This is a genomic window from Sphingosinicella terrae (genome assembly GCF_003347635.1).
Lineage (GTDB): Bacteria > Pseudomonadota > Alphaproteobacteria > Sphingomonadales > Sphingomonadaceae > Allosphingosinicella > Allosphingosinicella terrae.
Map to the genome: position 1 here is coordinate 312,130 of NZ_QDFY01000004.1, position 15,973 is coordinate 328,102.

13 protein-coding genes are annotated in these 15,973 nt (G+C 66.8%); 7 read left to right on the forward strand and 6 right to left on the reverse strand.

The annotated features are described in order from the left end of the window. Positions 1-161: 161 nt before the first annotated feature. Positions 162-1,955 (forward strand): AMP-dependent synthetase/ligase, encoded by a 1,794-nt coding sequence (locus tag DDE10_RS11615; protein ID WP_114952929.1) that lies wholly within the window; start codon positions 162-164, stop codon positions 1,953-1,955. Between the two features lie 21 nt (positions 1,956-1,976). Here the strand turns inward: DDE10_RS11615 and DDE10_RS11620 are convergent, their stop codons facing one another. From DDE10_RS11620 to DDE10_RS11635, 4 genes are read right to left on the reverse strand one after another with little or no spacing between them, the layout of a single operon-like run. Next, the gene (locus DDE10_RS11620; protein ID WP_114952930.1) at positions 1,977-2,378 is read right to left on the reverse strand and encodes a hypothetical protein; all 402 of its coding nucleotides are present in this window, start codon (positions 2,376-2,378) and stop codon (positions 1,977-1,979) included. 51 nt (positions 2,379-2,429) lie between these two features. Then, the gene (gloB, locus tag DDE10_RS11625) at positions 2,430-3,158 is read right to left on the reverse strand and encodes a hydroxyacylglutathione hydrolase (RefSeq protein ID WP_114952931.1); all 729 of its coding nucleotides are present in this window, start codon (positions 3,156-3,158) and stop codon (positions 2,430-2,432) included. A gap of 9 nt (positions 3,159-3,167) precedes the next feature. After that, a complete protein-coding gene (locus tag DDE10_RS11630) occupies positions 3,168-4,244 on the reverse strand; it encodes an NAD(P)H-dependent flavin oxidoreductase (protein WP_284734606.1) in 1,077 nt (358 codons plus the stop codon). Next, the gene (locus DDE10_RS11635) at positions 4,241-4,717 is read right to left on the reverse strand and encodes a VOC family protein (RefSeq protein WP_114952932.1); all 477 of its coding nucleotides are present in this window, start codon (positions 4,715-4,717) and stop codon (positions 4,241-4,243) included. Before DDE10_RS11635 ends, DDE10_RS11630 begins: the two co-directional genes overlap by 4 nt. Before the next feature lie 162 nt (positions 4,718-4,879). On the opposite strand from DDE10_RS11635, the gene DDE10_RS11645 reads away from it, so the two are divergent. From DDE10_RS11645 to DDE10_RS23460, 3 genes are all read left to right on the forward strand, one after another. Beyond that, positions 4,880-6,169 carry a hypothetical protein gene (locus tag DDE10_RS11645; protein WP_162806569.1) on the forward strand — a complete coding sequence of 430 codons (1,290 nt, stop codon included), beginning with the start codon at positions 4,880-4,882 and terminating at the stop codon, positions 6,167-6,169. A 75-nt stretch (positions 6,170-6,244) separates the two neighbouring features. Next, on the forward strand, positions 6,245-6,973 hold the full coding sequence (locus DDE10_RS11650) for an SIMPL domain-containing protein (protein ID WP_114953021.1): 729 nt from the start codon (positions 6,245-6,247) through the stop codon (positions 6,971-6,973). A gap of 112 nt (positions 6,974-7,085) precedes the next feature. Beyond that, complete coding sequence (locus DDE10_RS23460) at positions 7,086-8,447, forward strand: hypothetical protein (RefSeq protein WP_162806570.1); 1,362 nt, start codon at positions 7,086-7,088, stop codon at positions 8,445-8,447. Positions 8,448-8,506: 59 nt separating this feature from the next. Here DDE10_RS23460 and DDE10_RS11660 read toward each other — a convergent pair whose 3' ends face one another. Then, positions 8,507-9,328, reverse strand: coding sequence for a tetratricopeptide repeat protein (locus DDE10_RS11660; protein WP_284734607.1), 822 nt, complete (start codon positions 9,326-9,328; stop codon positions 8,507-8,509). Beyond that, complete coding sequence (locus DDE10_RS11665; RefSeq protein WP_114952936.1) at positions 9,325-10,059, reverse strand: alpha/beta hydrolase; 735 nt, start codon at positions 10,057-10,059, stop codon at positions 9,325-9,327. The genes DDE10_RS11660 and DDE10_RS11665 overlap by 4 nt, the downstream gene beginning before the upstream one ends. Positions 10,060-10,172: 113 nt before the next feature. Here DDE10_RS11665 and thrS point away from each other — a divergent pair, with 113 nt between their 5' ends. The 3 genes from thrS to DDE10_RS11680 all read left to right on the forward strand — a co-directional run bounded on the left by thrS (position 10,173) and on the right by DDE10_RS11680 (position 15,972). Continuing rightward, the gene (gene thrS / locus DDE10_RS11670; RefSeq protein ID WP_114952937.1) at positions 10,173-12,176 is read left to right on the forward strand and encodes a threonine--tRNA ligase; all 2,004 of its coding nucleotides are present in this window, start codon (positions 10,173-10,175) and stop codon (positions 12,174-12,176) included. 139 nt (positions 12,177-12,315) lie between these two features. Continuing rightward, positions 12,316-12,903: a translation initiation factor IF-3 gene (gene infC / locus DDE10_RS11675; RefSeq protein ID WP_114952938.1), complete on the forward strand. Its 588-nt coding sequence runs from the start codon at positions 12,316-12,318 to the stop codon at positions 12,901-12,903. Between the two features lie 288 nt (positions 12,904-13,191). Next, on the forward strand, positions 13,192-15,972 hold the full coding sequence (locus tag DDE10_RS11680) for a TonB-dependent receptor (RefSeq protein ID WP_114952939.1): 2,781 nt from the start codon (positions 13,192-13,194) through the stop codon (positions 15,970-15,972). Position 15,973 lies beyond the last annotated feature (1 nt).

Here is a 15,973-nt window from a genome sequence, read left to right on the forward strand (position 1 = left end):
TCCGACCTCCGGGGCTGCGTATCACGGCCGCTTCCGCCGCGACGGTCGTCGCGGGATCCCCGCGCATTGGGGAATCCACTTTTCCTTGCGATGCTCTAGGATGAGGCGCGGCCTGAGGGCGCAAAAGCAATGCGCTAGCGTCGCGCTTGTTCGGAGGGGTGATGCGGGAGCTCGAACATTTTCCCAATCTGGTGGCGATGTTCCTCGCCCGGGCAGCGGAGAAAGGGGAAGCGCCCTTCCTGTGGGCGAAGAAGAGCGGCCGCTGGGAATCGGTCAGCTGGCGCGAGGCGGCGGAGCAGGTCGCCCGGCTGGCCGCCGCGCTGAAGCGGCTCGGGCTGGATCGCGGCGATCGCGTGATGCTGGTTTCGGAGAATCGGCCCGAATGGCTGATCTCCGACCTCGCCATCATGGCGGCCGGCTGCGTGACCGTGCCGACGTACACGACCAATACCGAGCGGGACCATCAGCATATCATCGACGACAGCGGCGCTCGCGCGGTGATCGTCTCGACCCAGAAGCTGGCAAAGCCGCTGTTGCCGGCGGCGACGCGCAGCTCCTATTGCGAGCATGTCGTGATGATCGAGCGGACGCCCTCCGGCCTCGGCCAGACGAGCAATATCCAGCTGCATGACTGGTCGGAACTGCTCGCAGCGGAACAGGACGCCGCGCCGAGCACGATGGAATCGGGCTTCACGCGCGAGGACCTGGCCTGCATCATCTACACCTCGGGCACGGGCGGCGCGCCGCGCGGGGTGATGCAGCATCACGGCGCCATCCTCCACAATGTCGAGGGCTGCACCGCGGTCATCTCCGAGGATTTCGGCTGGGACGACGAGGTCTTCCTGTCATTCCTTCCGGCCAGCCATGCCTACGAGCATAGCGGCGGCCAGCTCTTCCCGATCGGACTGGGCGCGCAAATCTATTATTCGGAAGGGCTTGAGAAGCTCGCCTCCAACATCGAGGAGGTGCGGCCGACGATCATGGTGGTGGTGCCGCGGCTGTTCGAGGTGCTCCGCCAGCGAATCCTCAAGAATGTCGAGAAACAGGGCAAGGTTGCCAATTTCATGATGCGCCGCGCCCTCGACATCGGCGCGAAGGACTATGCCGGATCGGTGCCGCTGTGGGACAGGCCGATGGACTTCATCCTGGGCCGCGCCTTCCGACCGAAGGTGGCGGCGCGCTTCGGCGGGCGAATCAAGGCGATGGTCTCCGGCGGCGCGCCGCTCAACCCCGAGGTCGGCATCTTCTTCCATTCCCTCGGCCTCACCCTGCTACAGGGCTACGGCCAGACCGAAGCGGCGCCGGTGATCAGCTGCAACCGGCCGAGCGCAGGCCTCAAGATGGACACGGTCGGGCCGCCGCTGAAGAATACCGAGGTGAAGATCGCCGGCGACGGCGAGATCCTCGTCCGCGGCGAGCTGGTGATGCAGGGTTATTGGCGCAATCCCGCCCAGACCGAGCGCACCCTGATCGACGGCTGGCTCCATACCGGCGATGTCGGTCACATCGACGCCAAGGGCCGGATCGTCATCACCGACCGCAAGAAGGACATCATCGTCCTCGACAAAGGCGACAACGTCGCGCCGCAAAAGGTGGAGGGCATGCTCACCCTGCAGCCCGAGATCCTCCAGGCGATGGTGGTCGGCGACAAGCGCCCCTATCTGGTCGGACTCATCGTGCCCGACCCGGAATGGTCGGCGGAATGGTGCGCCGCGAACCGGCGCAGCTGCGATTTCGAGCGGATGAAGACCGACCCCGATTTCGTCCGCGCCGTCGCCGCCGCCGTCGATCGGGTCAATGCCGAGCTTTCGGTGATCGAGAAGGTGCGCCGATTCATCATCTCCGACGAGCCCTTCTCGGTCGAGAACGAGCAGCTGACGCCGTCGATCAAGATCCGGCGCCACGTCATCAAGGACATTTACGGCGAACGGCTGGACGCGCTTTACAGAAAGTAGCTTTCCCTTCGTCCCGCGGTCTCAGCCCGCGCGTCGATAAGGGACGAAGTCGCCGAGGCCGCATGAGCCGAAATCGACACCGCTGACGGGATCGACGATGGTGACGATGTCGCCGCGGCAGAGGCGTCCGCTGGTGGTGCGGGTGACGAGGGTGCGGCCGCTGTTCAGGGTGGCGCAGCCGCCCGGCGGCCGGTTGACGTAGACGACGTCGCCGGGTCCTTCGAACAGGATCGCCTCGTTGCCGACACTGCGATTGCCGCGCAGATCGCGCTGACTGACGCAGGGAAGCGGCTGGCCGGCGGTGCGGCCGGAGAGCTCGGCCGTCAGCGCCTGCGAGGGAGGCGCCGCCGCGGAGCCTAGCTCGTTCTCGGCGGTGCAACCGACCATTCCCACCGCGAGCAGGGTTGCGAGTGCAAGCTTCATCCAGGGCCTCCTTCCGGTCAAACTTCCGGCAAGCCGCTTTGCTCCGAAGCCTCAGCCGCGAAACGCGTCCTTGCCCGCGCGGCGCCGGGCGAACTCCTCGACCGTCGCCGCGCGCATGAAGGGGTTGGTGTCGCGTTCGAGCGCGATCGTCGTCGGCACGGTCGCCTCGCCGGCACCGCGCGCGGCCTCGACCGCCGCCATCCGCTCTGCGAGAGCCGCATTGTCCGGCTCGACCGTCAGCGCGAAGCGCCCGTTCGATAGCGTATATTCGTGGGCGCAATAGACCTTCGTCTCGCCCGGCAGTGCCGCCAGCCGCTGGAGATTGGCGTGCATCTGCTCCGGCTCCCCCTCGAAAAGCCGGCCGCAGCCCATCGCGAACAGCGTGTCGCCAACGAAGACGACCGCTTCGGACGGCAGATGATAGGCGATGTGACCGGCGGTGTGGGCAGGAACCTCGAGGACCTCGGCGTCGATGCCGCCGAGGCGGACCGTGTCGCCCTCGCCGACGCGGCGGTCGAGCGTCGGAATCCGCTCCGCCTCGGCTGCCGGACCGGTGACGAAGGCGCCGGTCGCTGCCTTGATGGCGGCGTTCCCGCCGGTGTGATCGCCATGCCAGTGGGTGTTCCAGATCTGGGTGATGCGCCAGCCCCGCTGCGCCGCCTCCGCAAGCACGGGATCGGCGACGGCCGGATCGATGACGGTCGTCTCGGCGGACTCGGGCTCGTGCACCAGCCAGACATAATTGTCGCTGAGAACCGGGATTCGGACGATGTCGAGCATCGGATCAGATTATCCCTTTCCGCCGAGCAGGGCCAGTGCGTCGGCGGCGAGCCTCTCGGTCAGCGCCCGCGCGGGCAGCTCCGGCGCAAGCCGCGCCGACTGGCCGGCCCACATCGGCGAGAAGCCGTCCTCGCCGCGCTCAGCGGCGGCGCGGGCGAGCGGCGCCAGCGGCGCTGCGGCGAAGGGAAAAGGCGGGACCTTCCCAGGAACGGCACCGAGCGCTTCCGTGAGGCGGGTCGGCAGGCCGCGGGCGAGCCGACCGCTATAGACATTGGTAAAGGCAGTCCGATCGGCGCCTGGACCCGCGAGGCCGGCGCGGTGGCCGGGGCCGATCAGGCTCTCGGGACAGCGCAGATAGGCCGTGCCGATCTGGACGGCGGCGGCACCCAGCATGAAAGCGGCGGCGATCCCGCGGCCGTCGGCGATCCCGCCGGCGGCGATGACCGGCAGGTCGACCGCGTCGACGATCTGGGGAAGGAGGGCGAACAGGCCCATCTGGGTCTCGGGCGGCGCGCCCAGGAAACGCCCATTGTGGCCACCCGCCTCCCATCCCTGGGCGACGATGCCGTCGACGCCGCGTTCGGCAAGCCAACGGGCTTCCTCGACGCTGGTCGCGGTCGCGAGAATGCGAGCGCCCGTGGCACGGGTCCGCTCAAGCAGCGAAGGAGCGGGCAGGCCGAAATGGAAGCTGGCCAGATCGGGCCGAGCCGCTTCCACGGCGGCGCACATGGCTTCATCGAAGGGCTTGCGCACCGATATTGCGGTGGTCGACGGCGCCACGCCGAGTTCGACGTAGAAGGGCTCGAGCAGAGCGCGCCACGCCGTATCGTCCGTCGGCTCGGGCATCTTGTGGCAGAAGAAGTTGAGGTTGATCGGCCCGCCGGCGCGCGCACGGACCTGCCTTGCCTGATCGAGCAGGGTCTCGGGGTCGAGCATCGCTCCCGGGAGCGAACCGACCGCGCCGCCGAGGATGGTGCCGACCGCCAGCTCGACTCCGCCGGCGCCGGCCATCGGCGCGCAGACGATCGGATGGCGGCTGCCGAGCAGGCCTTCCAACCGGGCGTCGGGCCAGCCGGCGTCCGTCACCAGTGGCCGACGTTCGGCATCGACGCCCAGGGCTCCTGGACCGGTAGCCTGTCGCCCTTCTGGAGCAGCTCGATCGAGATATTGTCCGGGCTGCGAACGAACGCCATCCAACCGTCGCGCGGCGGCCGGTTGATGGTCACGCCCGCGTCCATCAGGCGGCGGCAGGTCTCGTAGACATTGTCGACCTCGTAGGCGAGGTGGCCGAAATTGCGGCCCTCGCCATAGCCGTCCGGCAGGTCCGCAGCGCCCCGCGCTGCGGAGCCCTCTCCGGGGGAGAGGGCGGTCGGCGGACCGTCCCAGTTGTGGGTGAGCTCGACCTGCGCCTCCTCGTTGCCCGGGGCGGCGAGGAAGATCAGGGTGAAGCGCCCCTGCTCATTTTCCATCCGCCTGATCTCGCGAAGGCCGAGCAGCTCGAAAAAGCGGATCGTCTCCTCCGGATCGGAGACACGGAGCATCGTGTGAAGATATTTCATCGGGATCCCTGACAGGAGAGGAACGGGCGTTCCAGATAGGCCCAACCGGGCTGCTCTTCCAGCCTGGCACAGCATTCCTCCACCACCGAGTTTCCCGTTTTGTTCCGGTCGTTTCGACCCTATAATGGCACGACTCGTCGCCAAGCCGCCATGGAGAGGATGATGCTCGCTCCTGCACGCTCAAGCGTGAGGACGCTGTTCGCCTGGATCAGGCGTGACGTGGACAACGCACTTGCGGCGATCGCTGCGCCCCTACTCGTCCTGCTCTTGGCCGGCACGGTTCTTCGCAAAGGCACCGAGCCAGAGCCGGCAAAGCCGCCGTTGGCAAACTGGGTGAGACCGCAGGATGAGGCAGGGGCACAAGGACATGTCGAGCTTGAGATGGATCCCGCCAATGAAGCGGCGGAGGATGAGCCACTTAGCGATTGGAGCGAAGCGACGGATCAGCTGGCGCAGGATCCGGACTATGACCGGTCCCAAACCATCTGCCGGACGGTTCGCTCGCGGCAGGTGCCGACAGCGGATCGTCCAGGCCCAAGCCTGGCGCGATCCCTATCAGGATGCAGTGCGGTAAGCCTCTACTACGATACGGTTGAGACCCGCGATCCGGTGCGCGCGCGGCAATGTGCCCTGTCCGACCAATCGTCGGACCTGCCATTCGAGCGTCAGTTCGTCCTCATGAACGTCTATGCCAATGCAGAAGGCGTTCGTCGCGACATGGATCTGGCCATTCACCTCGCCTGCGGACTCGATACCCAGCCAGAAGAGATGCATTATCGGGTTCTCAGGCTCCACCGGCTCCGGGAAGAAGGCTGGACGGGGAACGACTTCGACTATGTCATCGATGATCGTAGCTCTTTCTCGGGCGCGTCCGGCGTCTATTACTATCTCAGGCTCGCTCGCGAACGGCGCGCGAACGAGTTGCGCGCACTCACGGGGGGCTGGCCAGCGAGTCACCGCACTGCCCTGACGGAGCTCGTGCGTGCCAAAGATGATTACGCTGACGCCCATGGCCATGCGGCACATTACCATGCGTCACCCGCGGGATGGATTTACTGGAGCGGAGTGGAGGATGTCGAAGACACCTTCATAGCGGAGCTTCGTACCTTGGTGTCGAATGGTGTTCCCGACTACTCATCGGTGGAGATCGAGGCGACTCGGCGGAGGCTTGCCTACAATCATGCTCGCTCGCAGCAACCGGGCGATAGCTTTCGGGAACGCGGCCCGGCGGATTTTGATCGCGCCGAGCGGGCGTGGCGTCGCTATCGTGACGCATTCATCGCCGTCGCCCGACTTCGGCTTCCGGGGATGAGCCGCGCTCGCCTTGCGACCTGGCTCGGACGCACCCGCCCAGACCGCTGGTCGCTGGACAGCTCCCTTGACTTGGGTTCGACCACTCTTCCCTTCGACATGGATCCCGCGGATCGCCTCGTTGGGACGACCGTCGACTGATCGTTATAAATGCACGGTTCATCGGCGCGACTCCATGGTGGTGCAGCGGGAAGCCCGCGCGCAATGGAGGGGCAGATGGCTGATGGCACGGCGCTGTATCGCAACGTCACTTTGGTCGCGGCGATCGTGCTCGCGATCGGCATCGTCCTCGGCGGCTATCTGCTCGGCGACGGGCTGAGGCGGGCACGGATGGCGGATCGGGCCGTCACCGTCCGCGGACTCGCCGAGCGCGACGTCAATGCCGACCTCGCCAACTGGACGGTCAATTTCACTGCCCAGGGCAGCGACCTTTCCGCGGTCCAGGCGGAGATCGACCGCGACGCACGGACCGTCACCGACTTCTTGCGCCGGGTCGGCTTTTCGGGCGATGCGGTGACCGACGGCGGCGGCTCGGTCAGCCAATATTTCGACAGCAATCGCGGCGAAAACAACATCACGATCAATCGTCGCATCCAGCTGCGCACCACCGACGTAGGGCGGGCGCGGCAGGCTTATGCGCGCCAGTTCGACCTGATCCGCGGCGGCGTCGCGATCCAGGAAGGCTCGGGCATCCAGTACGTCTTCACCCAATTGAACCGGATCAAGCCGGAGATGATCGCGCAGGCGACCCAGGACGCCCGCAACGGCGCCGAGCGCTTCGCCAGCGATTCGGGCACCGCCGTCGGCGGCATCCGCTCCGCCACCCAGGGCTATTTCTCGATCGGCCCGCGCGACGGCGATTCGGTCGAGGAAGGCTATGGCGGCCGCGACTCGCCCTTCCAGAAGGTCCGGGTGGTGACGACAATCGAATTCTACCTGGACTGACGCCTCGAGCGGCACGCGGCTTCCCTCGCCGAACGCAGGGTCGCATCCCGATTTTCCCAATCGTCGGCCAGCGTTCGCGCATCGGCAAACGATCTTGTGATCAGCGGCGCCTATGTCCGACCGCCGCCCGAGTTTCCTGCTTTGTTCTCGTTCGCTCAACGTCTATGATGTGACGATTCGCCGACAAGCCTGTCGAGGGAACGGCGAATTGCCCGCGGGTCCAAAGGTCGCGAAGGGGAAGCACGTGATGAACCGACTCATCCGCCGCTTTGGGTATGTCCGCGTGGCGGCGGGATTGGCGACACTCGCAGCCGTCACCCTGTTCGTCCTTGGAGCCGAGGCGGTCGCGGAGAGCGAGGCGGCACAAAGCGCCTCGAGCCGCGAAGCGCCCCGCGTCGATGCGGCGAGATCGCCCGCACCAGTCGAGGCGGACTCTTTCGGGCATCCTTCGGGGAAACTGTCCGCACCATGGACTCGTATCGTCGATACCGGCGGACGACCTTGGGACTGGGGCGATGCCGCCCGGTATGCCGTGGACCAGGACGACGATCGAACTCAGGCCATCTGTCGTTCCGTCCGCAGCCGGGAGCCGCCCACGACCGATGCGCCGGATGCGGAAATGCGAGTTTCGCTACGAGGGTGTAGATCGGAGGCCCTCTATTACGGGATCGGCATGACCGCAGATCCCGTGCGCGCACGTCTCTGCGCGTTTGTCGAGGCCGAGGCAGCCATGCCCGAAGAGCCCTTCCATGGACGCGGCATGCTGATGACGATCTACGCCAATGGGGTCGGCGCGGCGCGCGACCTGGATGTGGCGACGCATCTCGCCTGCGGCCTGAACGTCGGAACGGCGGATATGGTCGGCCGGATCGACCGACTGTCACGGCTCCAAGCCGAGAATTGGGCCGTGGACGATTTCGATTTTTGCGACGACACGGTGACCGATCCGGGAATGTTTGCCTGCGCCGCACGGGAAGCCCGGCGCAGTCGGGCGGGGCGCGAGGCGACAGTCCGGGCGATCAGCCTCGACTGGACCGTCGCGGAGCGGCAGCGACTGAGTGAGGTCGAGCGTCTTTTCGAGTCTTATCTAGAAAGCCAGGTTGCCGAGAGTTGGACGACCGGTACGCTAGACAATATGATGCAGCACGGCATCCATCAGTCGCTGCGCGACGAGCATACGAACATGCTCGGTCAGCTCGCAGCCGGCGAAGCGGTTCCCCAACTTGCCGGCCTCGCCGGTCAAGAGGAGCGGCTCCATCGTGCCCGCCTGGCGCTGGAAGCCTCCTTCCGGGAGAGGGAGTTCACGTCTCGGCCGGCTGATGCCGGCGACCAGGCCCAGCAGGCCTGGCTCGACTATCGCGATGCCTTCCTTGAGCTGGCCGAGACGAGATTTCCCGAGGCGTCGCGGGACGGACTGGCAGCCTGGCTGACCGCGCAGCGGGCGGATCTGCTGGAGGAAACGCTCCGCATGTGAGCCGATCGCGGCTCGGAGTCTGTCCGGACCCGCACGATGCCGGCCAGTAGAGGCGGAATTTACCTGGACTGGGGCGCCGAGGAGGGCGGTGGAGGCGCCGGCGTCGGCGGCACCTCGATCTCGCGCACCGTCGCAAGGCTGGCGGCGGCGGCGCGGCCGGCTTCGCTCTCCGGCGCCAGCTCGACGACGCGGCGGTAGAGACGCTCGGCCTCTGCCATGTTCCCGTTGAGGCCGGCGACCGTACCCGCGAGCAGGACGACGTTCGGGTCGTCCGGCGCAAGCTCCATGGCACGAGCGATGTCGGTGCCGGCGCGGGCAAGGTCGCCGGAACGGCGGGCCAGCGCGGCCGAGAGATACCAGCCGAAGGGGTCGGCCGGGACGAGCCGCAGCGCCTGGTCGAGATCATCGCGGGCACCGGCGGCGTTGCCGAGGGCGACCAGGGCGCGCGCGCGGTCGATATGGACCTCGCCCTTCAGCTCGTCGCTCGACCCCGGCGCTGCCAGCGCCGAATCGAGCGCCTGGATCGCTCGCGTCGGCTCGCCTGCGGCGAGCCAGGCATTGCCGGCCTGGGCCCAGAAGTCGCCGGCGCGGGCGTCGCGGGCGGCGATCGCATCCTGGGCCGCCTGCTCGTAAACGGTGGCCGCGGGTGCCCAGCGTTCCTGCGCGACATAAGCGAGGCCGAGGCATTGGCGGGCCTCGATGCCACCGCCCTGGAGGCGCCAGCCATTGGCGAAGTCCACCGCACGGTCCGCATCGGTCCGCGCGAGCTGCGCGCATTCGCGAAAACGCGCCTCGCGGCCGGCGGCATCCGCCGCAGGCGGGGCCGGCGGCAGTTCGGGCGCCGCCGCCTGGACGGCGATCGCGAGCAGGATCAGGTTCACAGCGACTCCAGCAAGGTGCCCACCGTCGCGATCAGCAAGGCGATGTCGGCAGGGCGGGACAGGCGATGATCGCCGTCCTTGACGAGCAGGGTCTGCACGTCGGCTGAACGGACGCGGTTCATGATCTCCAGCGACCAGGTCCAGGGCACGTCCTCGTCCTTCTGGCCGTGGAGCAGCCTGACCGGACAGTCGATCCCGAGCGGGCCGTGAAGGACGCGCAGCGACTCTCCGCTTTCCCAGAAGGCGCGCGTGGTGACGGACGGGGCTTCGCCATAAGGCGAGGGCTGCAAGAGCCGCCCTTCGCGCAGGATGGTGAGCTTCTCTTCTTCGGTGAAGCCCCAGCTGGTGAAATCGGGCGCGGCGGCGATGCCGACCAGGCCGGCGACCCGTTGCGGCATGGCGATCGCGGCGAGCAGCATCAGCCAGCCGCCCATCGAGGATCCGACCAGCACGACCGGCCCCTCGACCACCTCGTCGATCATCGAAAGCACGTCGGCCCGCCAGCCGTGCAGGGTCTGAGCCTCGAAATCGCCTTCGCTGGCGCCGCAGCCGGCATAGTCGAAGCGGAGCATCGCCCGCTGCTGCTCGGCGGCCCAGGCGTCGAGCGCCGTTGCCTTGCTCCCTTCCATGTCCGACATGTAGCCGGGCAGGAAGATCAGGGTCGGGCCGCGGCCAGGGCGGTGGCGAAAGGCGAGACGATGGGGCTCGCCGCTGCTGAATGGATCGCTCATGCCGTGCCTGTAGAGCGGCGCAGCGAGGGGCGGAAGCGTCGCCGCATTGCTTGACAGGCCGGGGGCCCTATCTCATGCGCCAGCCTCAGGACAGGAAAGCCGTAGCCCACGCCATGACCCAGCTCATCAGGATCTCACTCCCCGACGGTTCGGTGCGCGAGGTCGAGCCGGGCACCACGCCGGCGGATATCGCGGCGGCGATCGGGCCGGGCCTTGCCAAGGCGGCACTTGCGGCGCGCGTCAACGGCGAGGTGCGCGATCTTTCACGGCCGATCGAGGGAGATGCCGAGCTGGCCATCGTCACGGCCAAGGATGAGGCCGACGCGCTCGAGCTGGTTCGTCACGATTATGCCCATGTCCTCGCCGAGGCGGTCCAGAGACTTTTTCCCGGCACCCAGATCACGTTCGGCCCGGCGACCGAGGACGGCTTCTATTACGATTTCGCCCCAGCGCCGGAGCGCGGACCATTCACCGAGGAGGACCTGCCGGCGATCGAGGAGGAGATGCGCCGCGTCATCCGCGCCGACAAGCCGCTGGTGCGGGAGGCGTGGACGCGCGCTCAGCTGATCGACTGGTTCCAGAGCCATGGCGAGACCTTCAAGGCGGAATGGGCGGCCGAGCTTCCCGAGGGGGAGGCGCTCACCGTCTACCGTTCCGGCGAGGAATGGCTCGACATGTGCCGCGGGCCGCATCTGGCCTCGACGGGAAAGCTCGATCCCAACGCCTTCAAGCTGACGCGGGTGTCCGGCGCCTATTGGCGGGCCGATCCGAAGCGGCCGATGCTGTCACGCATCTACGGCACCGGCTGGCTCAGCAAGAAGCAGCTGGAGGAGCATCTCGTCCGCCTCGAGGAGGCGGCCAAGCGCGACCACCGCAAGATCGGGCAGGAAATGGACCTGTTCCACCTCCAGTCGGAGGCCCACGGCTCCGTCTTCTGGCATCCGAACGGCTTCGTCATCTGGCGCGCGCTCGAAGCCTATATGCGGCGGCGGCTCGATTCGGCCGGCTACGAGGAGGTCAAGACGCCCCAGCTGATGGACGCGCGCCAGTGGGAGCAGTCGGGGCACTGGGGAAAGTATCGCGAGAACATGTTCGTCGTGCCCGACGAGATACCCAGCACCGAAGACGAAGGCCCGATCGTGTCCGGCGAAGCCGACATGATGGCGCTCAAGCCGATGAACTGCCCGGCGCATGTCCTGATCTTCCGCCAGGGCATCAAATCCTATCGCGATCTGCCGATCCGCATGGCAGAATTCGGCTGCTGCCACCGCAACGAGCCGCACGGGGCGCTGCACGGCATCATGCGCGTGCGGCAGTTCACCCAGGACGACGCCCATATCTTCTGCCGCGAAGACCAGCTCATCGAGGAAATACGCGCCTTCTGCGACCTGCTCGACAGCGTCTATCGGGATCTCGGCTTCGATTCCTATGCGATCAAGCTCGCGCTGCGGCCCGAGCAGCGCTTCGGCACGGACGCGGAATGGGACAAGGCGGAGCAGATCCTTCGCGACGCCGTCCGTGCCACCGGCCGGGCCACGGCGGAATATGGGTGGGAGGAGCTGCCGGGAGAGGGCGCCTTCTATGCGCCAAAGCTCGAGTTCCACCTGCGCGATGCGATCGGCCGGACCTGGCAGGTCGGCACGATCCAGGCCGACACGGTGCTGCCCGAGCGGCTCGACGCCTCCTATGTGGGCGAGGATGGCGAGCGCCACCGTCCGGTGATGCTCCATCGCGCGATCCTCGGCACGTTCGAACGCTTCATCGGCATTCTGATCGAGCATCATGCCGGGCGTTTCCCGCTCTGGCTGGCACCGGTCCAGGCGGTCGTGGCCACGATCGTTTCCGACGCCAACGATTATGCCGAAGAGGTCGCGCGCACCCTTCGGGCCGCGGGCCTGCGCGTCGAATCGGACCTTCGCAACGAGAAGATCAACTACAAGGTGCGCGAGCATTCACTGCGCAAGGTCCCCTATCTTCTCGTCGTCGGCCGTCGCGAAGCCGAGGAGGGCACGATCGCGCTGCGCCCGCTCGGCGCCGATGCGCGGCAGGAGGTGCTGCCGGTCGAGGCTGCGGTGGAGCGGTTGAGAGCGGAGGCGCTGCCGCCCGACGCGCGCTGATCGGGCCCCACCGCCGTCGGCGACGGCAATGTGCGGCGAATCGGCGACGCTTCGCGCAAATATGTCGCCGGCCTTCCAACCGCATCTTTCAATCACTCGCCTGATTCACTAGGTGAAGGCATCGCGGCCTGCTTGCCGCATGGCAAGCTGCCCGCGACCCCGAAGGCTTTCAGGAGACTGCAACATACGTCCGCCCCTTGCCCGGCGCCCCGCCGCCCCGCCGCTCAACGGCCCCCGCTTCAACGAGTTCATCTCCGTGCCGCGCGTGCGCGTGATCGATGAAAATGGCGAAAACCTCGGAGTGCTGCTCACCGCCGAAGCGATCGAGCAGGCCGCGCAGGTCGGCCTCGACCTCGTCGAGGTTTCCCCCAACGCCGATCCGCCGGTGTGCAAGTTCCTCGACGTGGGCAAGTTCAAGTACGAGGCGCAGAAGAAGGCCAATCTCGCACGGAAGTCGCAGAAGACGCAGGAGATCAAGGAGATCAAGATGCGTCCGAACATCGACGACCATGATTATGGCGTGAAGATGCGCAAGATCCACGAGTTCATCGGCGAGGGTGACAAGGTCAAGGTGACCCTGCGCTTCCGTGGGCGCGAGCTCGCGCATGGCGAGCTCGGCATGCAGCTTCTCCAGCGCGTCCAGGGCGATGTCGCCGAGCTCGCCAAGGTCGAGCAGCATCCACGCATGGAAGGCCGCCAGATGCTGATGGTGCTGGCGCCGCGCTGATCGGCGAGAGCCGCCTTACCCGCATGTTAACGCTCCCACAGGACGCGCCCGTGATCCGGGCGCGTTCTTTGCGTTTGGGCGCGACAAAACCCCGAGGCGGATGAGGTCAGCATTCCGTAGCGGCAAGCGCGGCGTCCCGTTTCAACATGCAACTCTTATGTTGCCGATTTGCAATGAGGCGCTCAAACCTACGGGAAACTGCGGTTTTTTCGCTGGCGAAAGGGCCACAATGAGATAAGATTCGAGCCAAAGCATCCAAAACAGCTATTCCTTGGGAGGGGAATTTCCATGTCGAAGACCTTCTGGCTCGTTTCCGCCGGCCTCGCCGCCCTCGCCACGCCGGCCCATGCGCAGAACGAGGACCAAACCACCACCAGCCCCAGCGGCACCGAGGCCGCCTCGGTCGAGGAAGGCCAGGCGGAGCAGGATATCGTCATCACGGCGCAGGGCCGGCGCCAGCTGCTCCAGGACGTTCCGCTCGCGGTCCAGGCGGTCGGCGGCGAGCAACTGCAGAATTCGGGCGCCAACGACATCCGCCAGCTGAACCAGCTCGCGCCGTCGCTCCTCGTTTCCTCGACCGGATCCGAAGCGAACGGCTCGGCCCGTATCCGCGGCATCGGCACGGTCGGCGACAATCCGGGCCTCGAAAGCTCGGTCGCGGTCTTCATCGACGGCGTCTATCGCTCGCGCAGCGGCATCGGCCTCAACGAGCTGGGCGAGATCGACCGGGTCGAGGTGCTTCGCGGACCCCAGGGCACCCTGTTCGGCCGCAACGCGTCGGCCGGTCTCATCCACGTCATCACCCGCCGCCCGGAATTCCAGTTCGGCGGCATGGCCGAGCTGACCTACGGCAATTACGACAATGTCCGCGCCCAGGGTGCGGTGACCGGGCCGATCAGCGAGGCGCTCGCCTTCCGCCTCGACGCCGTCTACGCGCGCCGCGACGGCTTTCTGACGGTCGACGACCCTCAGGGCGGCACCGAATCGCACGTCAACGACCGCGATCGTCTCTTCGTCCGTGGCCAGCTGCTCTTCGAGCCCAACGACGCGCTCTCGATCCGGCTGATCGCCGACTATACCACCCGCGACGAATCCTGCTGTGGCGCGGTCTATCTCGACCGCGACACCAATCCGCTGATCGGCAACCTCAACGAGCCGGCGACCCCGATCCTCGTCGGTCCCGGACAGATCAACCCGAACGGCAACAACATCATCAACGTTCTTCGCGATCTCGGCCAGCCGCTGGCCGGGTTCAGCGACCCCTATAGCCGCCGCATCTACGTGAGCCCGGGCCGGACCTATCGCGGCGAGACCGAGGATGCCGGCATCTCGATGGAGGTGAACTGGGAGCTCGGCGGCGCGACCTTGACCTCCATCACCGCCTATCGCGACTATCAGGCCGAGCAGCCCGGCGACTTCGACTATGGCGCGGTCGACATTCTCTATCGCGATCCCGAGGGGGGTGGCCTCAATCGCGGCTTCGAGACCTTCAGCCAGGAACTTCGCCTCCAGGGCTCGGCCTTCGACGGGCGGTTCGACTGGCTGGTCGGCGCATATTACGCCAACGAGAATCTGACCGTCGCCGACAATCTGCGCTTCGGCGACGATTACGGCCGCTTCGCCACGTGCCGGATCATCTCGGGCAGCGCCCTCGCCGCGCTCTATTCACCCGGCTCGGCGGGCTGTCTCGCGGCCCGGCCGGCCCTGTTCGGCCCGGTCTCGCCGGTGATCTTCGCTGCGTTCGACCGGCTCGACGGCATCAACGATCGCGGCAGCATCCGCGACGTCTACGAGCAGGACAGCCGCAACTACGCCTTCTTCACGCACAATATCTTCCACATCACCGACCAGCTCGATTTCACGGTCGGCCTTCGCTACACGAACGAGCGGAAGCGGTTCGACGCGGCGTTCACCAACGACAACCTGGCCTGCGTGCAGAACCAGCAGGCGCTGCTGCCGCTCCGGGACCCGACCAACCCCGCGCTTGCCGGGCTCGTGCCGGTCATCGACGGTATTCTCGGCCTCTCGTGTCAGGGCAATTCGACCGCGGAGCTGAACGGCGTCAGCATCGACGACCGCCGCAGCGAGGACGAGTTCACCGGCACCGGCGTCCTGTCCTGGCGGCCGACGGACGACGTCATGTTCTATGCGAGCTACTCGCGCGGCTACAAGGCGGGCGGCTTCAATCTCGATCGCTCCGCGCTCAAGGTACCGATCATCCCCTTCGCCGCCGTGGGCGGCGCTCAGGCTCTGGTCGGCAATCTCCAGTTCGACCAGGAGATCAACGATGCCTATGAAATCGGCATCAAATATTCGCGCGGGCCGGTCACGCTCAACGTCGTCGGTTTCCGCCAGGATTTCCAGAACTTCCAGCTGAACACGTTCAACGGCACCGTCTTCCTGGTGCAGAACATCAACGGCTGCTCGAATCTGGTCGGCGGCGACGGCGCGGATGAGGATCTCAGCGCGGCAACCGGCACCTGCGCTCCCGACGACGTCGGGCCGGGCGTGCGTTCGGAGGGCGTCGAAGTCGAGGCCGTCCTCCGACCGCGCCGCGACATGAACCTCACCCTCGGCATGACCTATACCAATACCCGCTATCGCGACAATCTGGTCGGCAACGAATCAGGCGTTCCGCTCGACCCGGCGCTTCGGATCCTGCCGGGCAACCGCTTGTCCAACGCCCCGGAGCTGGTCTTCACCAGCTCGTTCGCGTGGACGCCGCGGCTCGGCAATTCCGGCCTCAGCGGCCTGTTCTACGTCGATGGCCGCGTCACCAGCGACTATAATACCGGCTCCGACCTGTTCCCGCAGAAGGCCGAGGACAGCTACGCGATCATCAACGCCCGCGTCGGCATCCGCGGCGATAACGAGCGCTGGTCGGTCGAGCTGTGGGCGCAGAACCTGTTCGACACCAATTACGCCCAGGTCGCCTTCAACTCGCCCTTCCAGGCGGGCGCGAGCTCGGCGCCCTTCGTCGACCCGCAATTTCCCGGCGGCCGGCAGATCTTCTCCGCCTATCTGGCCGAGCCGCGGACCTACGGCATCACCGGCCGCTTCCGCTTCTGAT